The following is an 11,836-nucleotide window of genomic DNA, read 5'->3' as shown; positions in this document are numbered from 1 at the left end:
AAGGAGCATGGACATGTTGCCCTTGCCGAACCTGGACGATCGGACATTTGAACAGCTCGTTCGTGAAGCGCGTGACCGGATTCCCGGGATTTTTCCGGAATGGACCGATCAAAATGCGCATGATCCGGGCATGACCCTCCTCGAGCTGCTAGCTTGGCATATCGAAATGCAGCAGTTTCAGCTTGCCGTCCTGACAGACAGTCACGAGCGGAAGTTTCTCAAGCTATTGGGGGAATCGCCCAATGATCGCGCGCCGTCCATCGCAACCGTAAGCTGCTCCGGGGCGGAACGAAGCGTCTTGCTGCCGCGCGGGACTTTGCTGCGCGCCGGTGAGCTCCCGTTCGAAACCGAAGAGCCGATAACGGTTATGCCCGACCCGGTCGTACGGCTTGCCCTGTACACGGACGAGGGGATATACGAGATTCCGCAAAATTTCGAAACGAGCAGTGCGCCATTTTACCCGTTCGGAGATGGCGGCGGCGTGAATGCAAGCATGATCATTGCCGTCGACGAAGCGATGCCGGCGTCGACGCCGATCTCCTTGCGAATCGAGCTGGCCGGTCCGGAGCCGCCGCATCGCATACCCGCCGGGTGTTCCGATTTTGCCCCCTATGTCAACGTGGCATGGAGTTTCCTAGAGGACGAAAGCGAAGCGGATTGGCAGCCGCTGCCGGTTATCCGGGACGAAACGTACGGCTTGTGTCAAAGCGGCGCCGTCACGTTCCAGCTTCCTGCTGCCTCCGGCTCCGTGAAGCGAATCAAGGCGCACCTGGCGGAGGGCGGGTATTGTGACCCACCGCTTATACGGCAGCTGCGGTGGAATACGGCTGCGGTCAGGCAGGGAGAAACGCTCTGTGTGTCGGAATGCTTTGACGGAACGTCCGGTGAAGCGGAGCAGGGATACGCTCATGCTGCGGAACAGCCTTCATTTCCACTGGAGCATGCTTTGTTCCAGACTGGAATCGTCTCTGTGCAGTGCAGCCATCCGAGCGGCGGATGGACGGACCTGGAGGAAGACAAGTACAGGATCGCTGTGTCGGAGGGGAGAGCGTATTTGGCGTTTGCGGATGGTTTGCTTCCCGCTGGAAAGCAAACCATCCGCGCCGTCGCCGTATCGAAGCGGTTCGAAGGCCAAGCGCAGTGTGATCGGGGCACCGGGCGATCGGGGCAAACGCTTCGTTTGGCGATTCACCCTATTCTCCCGGATACGCTTCGACTGCAGGTCGGCTGGATACCCGAAGGGGCGGAAAGCGTCGTGTGGTTTGATTGGCAGCGTGTACCCGATTTCGACGGTTCCGATGCGCAAAGTCATCATTATGTGATAGACGAAAAGGAAGGTGTAATCCGGTTCTCGGACGGTGTTTACGGAGCGGTTCCCCCGGCTGCCCCCTTTCCGAATATTCGTGTGATTGGCTACCGCACCGGGACTGGCGAGTCCGGGAACGTGAAGGAGCATACAATTACGCAACTGGAAACCGTGCAAAGCGGGATGGCTGCACTCCAGGTGACGAATCCGTATCCGGCTTCGGGCGGTGCTGAGCCGGAGAGCGTCAGGGAAGCGATGCAGCGCGCCAGCTTGCATATCTTCGACCCGAAGTGCGGCGTGACCGCGGAGGATTTGGAACGGCGCGCGATGGAAGTACCCGGCTTGCGGATCGCTAGGGTCAAAACGATCCCCGGCTACAAACCGGCAAAGTCTTACGATTCAAGGGAACGGGAGATTGGACATATCTCCGTCGTTATTGTTCCGTACAGCCGCCAGCCCTGTCCGAAGCCTACCCGGGGAATGCTGCAAACGGTGCGCCGCCGTCTGGAGCCGTACCGTCTGTTGACGACGACGCTTCATGTCATACCTCCCGAGTATATCAAGGTTACGGTGCATGCCGTTATTGTCGCAGATCCGCGATACGGAGGACGGGAAGGGAGTGTGCGGCAGGCGCTCGAACGCTGGCTTCAGCCTTATGGAGACGGCGGTGCAGCGCCCGGTTGGGCATTCGGCGAGCCGATATACAAGAGCGACGTATACGATCGGATTCACCGGGTACCGGGCGTTCAGTATATCCAGGACGTGTGGCTGACGGCCGACGGCAACGGGGCATACCGGGAAGAGGGCGGAGATATCCGGCTGCCGCCGAATGGCTTGGTTATTTCCGGCAGCCATGAGATCGAATTCATTATGTCCGGTTGAAGGGAGGACGACCGATGATCGAGCCTACGTTTTTCTCATTTCGTCGGCCTCCCGATTGGAGGCGCGGCACATCCTATCAGGCGGAGATGACGCCGGACGGGCTGTCTCTCGTACGGGAGCCGGTGTATCGGCAAGTGCGGTCTCACAGCGTCCCGCCGCTCCCGTCCCAAACGTCCTTGGCCGATATGATTCCAGGACGGGGAGGGCGATGGTACGCGATAGATGCCGGTGGAGGCCTATGGCGTATCGAGCTGTCCAGCCATGCTGAACTGTTGGTGCAGGCCCCGCCGGAAGCGGACCGTCTGCCGCTCGTTGCAGCGGTTCGTTCTTCCCTGATCATGCTGCATCCGGGAAACGCTACCAGCTTGCAGTCGATATCTGCGGATCGCGCGCAAATCCGGTGGACGGCGGCGGACTGGAGAGGCGAACCCTTTCGCGGTATGGCGCTGGCCGCCGCGTCGGATGACGGAGCCATGGTGCTGGCGTCTGTCGGCGATTCCATCGGCTTGCAGCTGCTTCGCTTTCTTCCGGATGGGTCGCCATCCGAGATGTTCGACGTGACGCCGCCGGAGTGGAACGAGCTGCCGGATGGGAGCGCGGGCCGGTTCGAGCTGACGATGGATGCCGATCAAGGCGGAGGGTGGCTGCTCGATAAGGAGAAGCAGCGGTTGGCCCGCTTGCATGTGCGCGAAAAATCCGCCAGCTGGCTTCCCGTTCCTGCGGAAGCCGGACCGGTCGTATCGATTGCCGGGGGGGACTCCGGTTCGGTGTGGGCTCTCGTGAAGCCGCACCGGCAAGGTTCGCCGTACTCGCTTGTCCGCCTGGATTCGGAGGGAATCGTCGCGGAGCGGGGAATTACCGGCACGGCCAGTGGGAGCCGGTTGTTTGCGGGCGAAGGGCAGCTCTATCTCTGGGACGCCGAGGGGCTGTGCCTGCATGCGATACGTCCGGTGCTGGAGCCCGCCATCTGGAAGCCGCTGGCCCGGCGGCTTGGCGTGTGGATCAGCGATGCGCTCGATAGCGGCTCGGATGCTACGGTGTGGCATAAGATCGTGCTCGACGCGCAGCAGGACAGGGACACGCAGATCGTCGTTCGCTACTATGCCTCCGACACGCTAGAGGCGGAGATCGCTCATGCGCGCGTTCATCTGGATACGTATATCGCCGATCCGAAGGTGGAGCCGTCCGCGAAGCTGGCCGAGCTGTCGCGCTTATTTTCTCCTCCGCTCTACGATTCGCAGGACGCATTGCTGATGAAGGCGAAGGGACGATATTTGTGGATTCTGCTCGAGCTGGTCGGATCGGAGCGCCATGCGCCGACGGTTCGAAGCCTGGAGGTGCATTTTCCCAGAAGCTCTTATCTGGAATATTTACCCTCGATTTATCGGCAGCACGAGCCGACAGCCGACTTTCTCGAACGCTATCTCAGCCTGTTTCAGACGCTGCTCGACCAAACGGATCGGCATATCGCTGGCGTTACGCGGACCTTTGACGCAGACAGCGCGTCAGGGATGCCGCTGCGGTGGCTGCTGGGCTGGCTCGGCATTACCGCGGAGGACGATTGGACGGATGAGCAGCTTCGGGAGCTGCTCCACGAGGCGCCATCGCTGTACCGCCTGCGTGGAACGAAGCGCGTCATGGAGGACATCGTCAAAATCTATACCGGTGAGCCTCCGATTATACTCGAGTATGAGCAAGTGAAGCCGTTCAGCAGCCATCCGGAGCTTCACGCCATTGCCGAACAGCTGTATGCCGCGGACCCGCATGTGTTTCATGTACTGGTCAAGGCAGAGCATGCCGAAACCGAAGTGAAACGGATCCGGCTTCAGCAGCTGATCGATGCCTTTAAACCGGCGTTTGCCACCGGCAAGCTGATCATTTTACAGCCTTGGGTTTATACGGATTTGCACTCTTATTTGGGGATGAATACGGTGTTGTCGGAGCCTACGCTGCTGACGCTGAACGACCGTTCTTCGATGCCGCATCACACGATTACGATTGACGTGGAGCAGGACAACCGAATGGATCAGCATACAAGACTCGGAATCGATTCCAGCCTGGAATAATGAGCATAAGAGGGGGATAACGGATGAACAGATCGAGGTACGTCCCTTTTGAACGGAACCGCTATTTTTATGGAAAGCTGCTGACGGTTCGCGATTTCATGTCCGAGCAAATGTACTTCATGGATAAACGGAGGCTGCTGAACCGGCTGTTATTTGGCTCCGGTGTCATTACCGGGCTTCAGGTTGTCGCCGTAGACGATAAGTCCGTATCGGTGGAGACCGGGGTGGCGCTGGATGCATTGGGCCGGGAAATCGTTCTTCCTTCGCCGGTGACGTTGAAGCTGTCCAACATGGAAGGGTTTACGAATAACGAATATGCCAAAAACGTATATTTGTGCATCGCCTACGAGGAAAAGGGCAAGGAACCGATGCACACGGCCGCGACAACCGGACGGGACGAAGGGGTAAGCGAGTATAACCGGATTCTGGAGAGCTACCGGTTATTTATCCGGGAGCAGCCTCCTTCTCCGGCGCATGAAGAGTACGATGACTTGATTGAGCATACATCCGTCTGGTACGGCGACCCGCAGCTTCGCATTCTCCAGACGGTACCGCGCTATATCGAGCCGGGGCACACGTTCGATTTGCGAATCACAATCGAGAAGACGTTGCAGACCCCTCAGGTCGCATTCGAATATGTGCCGGAGTGGAGCGGCGTTGAAGCGGTCGAACCGCTCCCAGAAGGGAAAATTGCTTTTATGGAGCCGACCGACGGCGCTCAGACGGTGTACACGATGGTCATCCGCATGCGAGCGCTGCCGCTTGCCGCCGGCGAGACGAAGCGGCAAGGAGTTCTCGGCGCCAAGGTGAACACCGTGCGGCTGGTTGTCGGCGATATACTGCACCCTGATTTGTCCAGCCTTCGGCAAACCATTGAGGTCAGCGAGCAGCCTGCCGAGCAGCGTATGATGCAGGCGTTCCATACGCGCTCGCTGGACCGCGCAACCGATTCTTCGGCGGAACCTTGCGTGTATTTGGCCAAAATCGATCTTTTGCAGATGGGCGCTACCTATGTAATCGACCGGGTAGCCTGCTTGCCGTTTCAGGATTATGTAATCAATCCGTCGATCCTTCATAAGGTGCTTTCCGCCAGGGGCAAAGCAGCCGGGGAAACGGCCGGGAGCGCCGGCATTGCGCAGGCGAGCCCTGCCTCCGTACCGAAGCCTGCCGCATTCCCGGACATTAAGGATGAATTCAGGCCGGTGCAGGAACCGCTGCCGCAGGAGTACCGTCCCATAGTCACGGGGGTCGCCGAGATTAGTATTTTGCCGCAGGAAAAGAAAAAGTGGTACGAACGCCGCGAAAAAAATTTTTATTCCGATGAAATGGAGCATGGACTCGGGCCGGGAGCGATATTCCTCAGCGCTTGCTTGTCTGACGAGCGGGAAGAGGAAGAAGTGCTGCTGCCGGATATGTGGAATCGCAAAGATGTGATCTATTCCGGGCCGCATGACGTGTTCGCCGGCAGCGAATATGCGATGGGGCTAGCGAATGTCTCGGTAGGGTGGGTGCTTTATCCGAAGAAAGGCACGTTCCGCATCGGCGTGCGTGTGCACCGGAAGACGGAGCGGACACGGCTTCGCGTCCGCTGGTGGGCAGTCCAAGCTTCGGAAAGCGAGGCAGCGCCGGCAAGCGGTTCGCTTCCGATGATCAAGACGATGCAGGAAGCGGCTGTATCCAGACATGAGCCGGTATGAATACAGTAGGAAGGTGATCGAATGGGTCAAATGGTTTGCGGGGGGGCTGTACTGCAATGCAGTCTCGGCACGTCACCGAGCACGCTGACGGTTCTGCCGATTCATCGCATCATGTCCGCAATGCCCGTCGCCAACATTATGGATCAGAAGCCGATGGTCAACATCATGCCGTTCGGTATGTGCAATTCGGCGGCGAACCCGGTCGTTGCCGCAGCGACGGCTGCAGCGATGGGCGTGCTTACCCCGATGCCGTGCGTGCCTGCGACGGCTGCTCCTTGGGCGCCCGGGTCTCCGGCCGTGCTGGTCGCGGGGATGCCCGCCCTGAATAACGGCTCCAAATGCATGTGCAGCTGGGGCGGCGTCATTCAGATCGCCAGTCCCGGGCAATTCACCGTACAGCTCACGTAAGCGCGCTGCATTCATTTATGCATCCGGTCGTCGAAGGAGTAGAGGCAGATGATTGAAAAAATCGTCAAACCCTTCATCACCCCGATAGTCAAAAAAATCGTCATTCCGCTCAAAAGAGTCAAAAGCCTGCCGAAGCTGCTGGCCAAATGGGTGAAGAAGAAATTCAAAGAGACGCTCGCCCAAAAAGAAACGACAAAAGCGAGCTATGTCCGATTCGGCAATTATTACGTATCCAAGAAACTGCTTGTCATCGTCATCCTTATCATTTTGGCGTTATATTATTTTATTTTCATCAAGCCGCCGAAGTTGGTGAATCAATGGCTTCACCGGGTACCGGCGATCACGGCAAGTGCGGACGGCGCTGTTCCCGATTATTCCGGGGAGGTCAAGCTGTACAGCCCGGACGGTGTTCTGCTGTACACCGGACAGCTGGCGGAAGGCAAGTTTGAGGGGGAAGGGAAGCGTTACCGGCCGGACGGGACGGTGATCGAACAGGGATCGTACAAGCAGGGCTTGCTCGTCCAGGGCAGCCGATTTAATGAACAGGAGCATCTGGTGTATACAGGCGGCTTTGCCGCAGGCCAGTATGAAGGAACGGGAACGCTGTACGACGGCCAGGGCCATGTGAAGTATAAGGGCGAGTTCAAGGCCGGCGTGCCGAGCGGGACAGGGCAGTCGTTCGCCGAGGCGGGCAAGCTGATTTACGAAGGCGGCTTTGCCAGCGGTGTTTATTCCGGGGATGGAGCCGAGTACAATCCGGACGGGCAGCTAGTATACCGCGGTCAATTTCTTGCCGGCAAATATAACGGTACCGGGAAGAAGCTGTATGCCGGCGGAAATGTGCAGTACGAGGGCTCGTTCAGCAACGGCATGCCTTCAGGCGATGGAATCGAATATGACGAGAAGGGAACGGTGAAATACGAAGGCCGCTTTCTTTCCAATGTATATAACGGAAATGGAACGCTGTACCGCAGCAACGGCACGATCATGTATGCGGGCGGGTTCCTGGGAGGCAAGTATCACGGAGAAGGGAAACTTTATAACGAACTGGGCGTGCTGGAATATAAAGGCGAGTTTGCAAACGGGGCGCTTTCCGGCTACGGGATATGGTATCAGGACGGGGCAACCGTACTGTATCAAGGCTTCTTTCAGCAAGGTGAGCCGTCGTTTGCGCCGTACCTGGATATGTCTCCTGCACGTCTTCAAGAGCTGCTGGGCAAACCGACCGCAGTTGATGTCATCGATGCTTCCGTGCCCGTGCCCGCGCTGCCTGTGTCGACGGGAGAAGGGAATGTCGGCGAGGCAGACCCGGCTGTAAGGCTCCGTTACCAGGAGCTGCGCACGAGCTTTATTGCGCGTCTTGACGAAGGGTCCGGCGAGGCGGCTGTGAAGGAAATTCAGCTTGGCCGCTCTCCCGTTCTTGAGCGGTTAGGGTCTCTGCTCGAACAGAGAAGCGCTTCTAAGGAGCCTCAGGTTCAAGAGCTTCAGGTTAATGAAGCAGCCGGAGGGCAACAAAAGACCTACATTTGGAATCATGTTGTATACCAGATCCTAGTGCAGGAAGATGGAAAGCCTTCCGCAGGAACAATCCGGCAGGAGGAGAAGCCTCCCATGTAGCGGTCAAGTTTGCAGGAGTGAAAGGCAGGGAGTAAGCGATGAAACGGTCGTCGACGATATGGCTGGGTCTATTGCTGTGGGTCGGTATGACAGGGGCCGCTATGCAGGCATGGGCAGAACAGCAGCCGGAGCCGCCCGCATCGGAGCGGATAACGCCGGGTTCGGCCGAGTCTGATCAAGGCGAAATCGATGCCTGGATCGCCTATGTGTATACGGGTCGAAAGCTGGAGCTATGGACCGAGTACGAACGGATCGCAGCCCATGCGCTGCGCCAGACCGAAATATTGCATCGTTTCGGACTGGCTTCGGCCGAATCCATGAAGCAGCTTGCCGAGAAGTCGGACCAAGCGCACGGGGAGCTGGAGCGGCTCACCCGGCAACAGGCGGATTCCTATAAGCGGGCTGCTGGAAGCGAAGCGGTCCGGGACAATCTTGCCTGTTACCTGGACGCGGACGGCGGCAGCGCCGAAACGACCCGGGGGAACGGCGCGGATGATGAAGCCGCTCCCGAAGCGGCCATCATGCTGCAGCAAGCCTCGGAGCGCGAGGATCAGGCAGGACGGGAAGCGGCTGCCGCCAGCTTGCAGTACAAGTCGGGCTTTCTGGAGCTGAGCCAGTATGTGTCCGGCGAAGAAGCTTATTTGCAAGCCAGGCTCCGTACTGTGGAGGCCAAGGAATCGTATGTCCAATCGATGCTCAGCCTTCATCGGGAGCGGACAGGCGCACCAATGGGGATGTGCAGGCTGCTGGCGGAGCTTCATGGCCATGAACTGCCGGCACTGTCCCTGGAATGGACTAGCCTGATGTCCGAAGCGTTCGTTTCGGCCGGCACCGCGGATGAATAAGCTAGCCACTCCCGGTTGCGAATCGGGGGATAAGAAGAGGGGCGACCATCGCCATACGAAGCCGGGATGGGGTTATTGCAGCGGTTACAACAGTGCAGCTAAGTTGCCCTTTGTCAATGATGCCCGCTCGGAATTACGCGCGTCGGCAGATCAATGGCGGTATAGGATAAGTATTCCACCGAAATGGAATGGAGGTGAGCGGTCATTGGTGAAATGGAAACTGGTAGTGCTGCTAGCCGCGATGGTACTATCCGCAGCTTTGCTTATAAAATTCCGGGATGCTTGGTCTCTTCTGCCCCTCAAGACCGAAAATGCATACACCGATATTTTCCACGTAACGACAGATTCCGATGGCAGTATGTATACGATCTCCAACTCGAAAAGCACGTTGGAGAAAGTGAACAAATACGGACTGCTCGTTTACTCCGTGCCTGCTGGGGAGTACGCCCGGCCCAACACGCTCCGCCTATTCAACAGCATTGCGGCTGATGCCGAGGGGAACGCTTATGTGCTCGTGACGGTGCTCGATTCCGGCGGGCTTGCGGTGATCGGGGAGCAGATCATGAAAATATCGCCTGACGGATCTGAAACCGTCGTGATGTACGACGCGGTGTATGCGCCGGCGGAGCATTTGCTGCGGGTGGGCAAAATCCAGGATTTGTCGGCGAAGGAGGGGTATGTGTATTTTTTTCGGGTTGAGCGCGAATCAGCCTTGCTGCTGCGGCTGCCGGCACAATCTGACGCTGATGCGAAGGGCACGCCGGAAACCGTCGCGACGATCCATGTGCCGCCGGATGCATACTTGAATGAACTGGCTTGGAGCGGAGCGGGAGCCATATTTTATACGACGAAGCGCGGCGCGCTATACTCGGCTGCGAATGCCGCTGCGCCCTTGTACCCGCAGACGGAAGAACCGCTGCTGAACTTTCCGGCCGGCATTGCGGCGGACGGACAATCGCGGGTTTATTTTATCGATTATTACGAATCGGCTATCAAACGGGTGGATGTGCGGCAGCCCGGCCATCCGGTCGAAACATGGATTACAAAGGATATGTTGGCCAAGCGGTTTCCCAGCCAGGCATGGTCCGATTTTACACAGGTATCGGTATCGGATGAGGGGATGATTGCAGCCGTCTCCGGCCGGCTGATTCAATTGAACCCGGACGGAAGCATCGCAGCGGTAAAGGAAGGTTACCGGTATTCGCGGACCGTCGTATGCGCGAGAGTTGCTTATTGGGCGGGCATTATTATGTTGGGAATGCTTGCAGTTGCAACGGTCCGCTTCATATATGTCCATGTACTGCGGCGGAAAGTATCTCTTCTGTTCAAGCAGCTGGCCTTGATTATTCCGGTCGTCATGCTGTGCATGGTCGGCCTGTCTTATTCCGTCTACACCTCGTTTGCGGATAAAATACGGGATCAGATGCTGCATCAGTTGAAGCTGATGGTCGATAACAGCAAACTTCTGGTCGACGGAGGCCGTCTGGAACGACTGCATTCGCCGCGCGATTACATGAATGACGATTACAAGGCGATTAAATCCCGGCTGAACGGCATGTTCTCCAGCGCTTACGAACAGGGGGATGGTTTGTACAATACGATCTACCGCTACATGGACGGCCGCTTGTACATTATGATGGACGACGACGACAGTGTGATGATGTTCCGCCCCTTTCCGCTGAATGAAAGTAATTTACTCGTACTGGAAAAAGGACAAACGGTAACCGGGGAGTGGCGGGACGCGAAAGGACATTGGCTGTTCGCTTTGGGCCCGCTTTACAATGACCGGGGAGAGATCATCGGGATCTACGAGACCGGTAAAGATATGATCCGAGTGAATGAAAGCAATTTGTCCATCATGGGGGACATTCTTGGTATCATCGCCATTTGTGCCGCAATTCTGGTGATGGTGATTACCGGGATGACGGCATATTTGCTCCATTCCATCCGCAAGCTGCGCCGGAGCGTGAACCTTATAGCCGGAGGAGAATGGGATGTGAGGGTGCAAATCCATACGCGGGACGAAGTGGAGGAGCTGGGGGAACGATTCAATATGATGGCCAGCTCGATTCGCCAGTATATTCAGGAAGTAACCAGGCTGAACGTTTCCTATGCCCGCTTCGTTCCGCAGCAAATGCTGAAGCTGCTAGGAAAGAGCCATATGACGCAAATTCGGCTCGGAGAGCAGGCGAACCGGGTCATGGCGGTTCTTGTTTGCGAGGTGCGCCATTTTCCCGAGTTGTCCGGGAGATTGACGACGGAGGGGAATTTTCACTTCATTAACGGCTTCCTGAAAACATTCGGCCCGGTCATACGGGATTGCGGCGGCTTTACAAGCCGTTATTTGGGGCCGGGCATGCTGACGTTGTTCCCGAACGATGCCATGGATGCGATAAAGGCGGCCGTCCTGCTGCGTTCAACGCTCGAATCCTACAATGCGGAGCACGACCCGATCGATATCGGCATTGCCGTTCATTGCGGCGAAATCATGATCGGGATGATTGGCGAGGAGCAGCGGATGGAAGGCAGTGTGGTATCGAATGATGTACAGCTGACGATGGAATTGGAGCGCTTGTCGGACAAGTTGGGTGTTCATATATTGCTGACGGAGGCGGCGTTCCGTTCCGCTCAGGAGATGACGCGTTGGAGACACCGCAAGCTGGGCGCATTCCAGCTCAAGGATGGAGGGCAGACGGTGGAGCTTTACGATCTGTACGAAGCCGATCCGGAGACGATTCGCAGGCTCAAGGAGGAGACGCGGCAGCAGTTCGAGGAGGCGGTCGAGCTGTTTCGTAACGGCCGCTTCCATGATGCAAGGCAAGCTTTTGTCACTGTCGTGAAGAAGAACCGGTATGACTTGGCAGCCAAGCAATATTTTTTTGCATGCGATCGTTATTTTCAAGAAGGGGTATCCGCTGACTGGAATTATGCGCTGCATATTTCATGAATTGCATGTACACCGGACGGCTGTGCCGATTGGCTGCCTACTTGTGCCCGCCAGTATGGGGATAGCGT

General features: G+C 57.4%; 7 protein-coding genes. All 7 read left to right on the top strand.

Annotated elements, in window-relative coordinates; all coding sequences use genetic code 11:
- The first annotated feature begins 13 nt into the window (after positions 1 to 13).
- Positions 14 to 2,188 (top strand): putative baseplate assembly protein, encoded by a 2,175-nt coding sequence (locus KXG62_RS19645; RefSeq protein WP_218093710.1) that lies wholly within the window; start codon positions 14 to 16, stop codon positions 2,186 to 2,188.
- A 14-nt stretch (positions 2,189 to 2,202) separates the two neighbouring features.
- A complete protein-coding gene (locus KXG62_RS19640; RefSeq protein WP_218093709.1) occupies positions 2,203 to 4,254 on the top strand; it encodes a phage tail protein in 2,052 nt (683 codons plus the stop codon).
- A gap of 23 nt (positions 4,255 to 4,277) precedes the next feature.
- Positions 4,278 to 5,951 carry a hypothetical protein gene (locus KXG62_RS19635; protein WP_218093708.1) on the top strand — a complete coding sequence of 558 codons (1,674 nt, stop codon included), beginning with the start codon at positions 4,278 to 4,280 and terminating at the stop codon, positions 5,949 to 5,951.
- 21 nt (positions 5,952 to 5,972) lie between these two features.
- Positions 5,973 to 6,359, top strand: coding sequence for a DUF4280 domain-containing protein (locus KXG62_RS19630; RefSeq protein WP_218093707.1), 387 nt, complete (start codon positions 5,973 to 5,975; stop codon positions 6,357 to 6,359).
- 48 nt (positions 6,360 to 6,407) lie between these two features.
- Complete coding sequence (locus tag KXG62_RS19625; protein WP_218093706.1) at positions 6,408 to 7,976, top strand: MORN repeat-containing protein; 1,569 nt, start codon at positions 6,408 to 6,410, stop codon at positions 7,974 to 7,976.
- Positions 7,977 to 8,014: 38 nt separating this feature from the next.
- The gene (locus KXG62_RS19620; RefSeq protein ID WP_218093705.1) at positions 8,015 to 8,821 is read left to right on the top strand and encodes a hypothetical protein; all 807 of its coding nucleotides are present in this window, start codon (positions 8,015 to 8,017) and stop codon (positions 8,819 to 8,821) included.
- A 208-nt stretch (positions 8,822 to 9,029) separates the two neighbouring features.
- Entirely contained in the window at positions 9,030 to 11,768 is a 2,739-nt protein-coding gene (locus KXG62_RS19615; protein WP_246627541.1) for an adenylate/guanylate cyclase domain-containing protein, read from the top strand.
- The last annotated feature ends 68 nt before the right edge of the window (positions 11,769 to 11,836 follow it).

This window comes from Paenibacillus solanacearum (assembly GCF_910593845.1).
Classification (GTDB): Bacteria; Bacillota; Bacilli; order Paenibacillales; family NBRC-103111; genus Paenibacillus_G; species Paenibacillus_G solanacearum.
The sequence above is the reverse complement of the archived record's forward strand: the minus strand, read 5'-3'. Positions and strand labels throughout refer to the sequence as shown.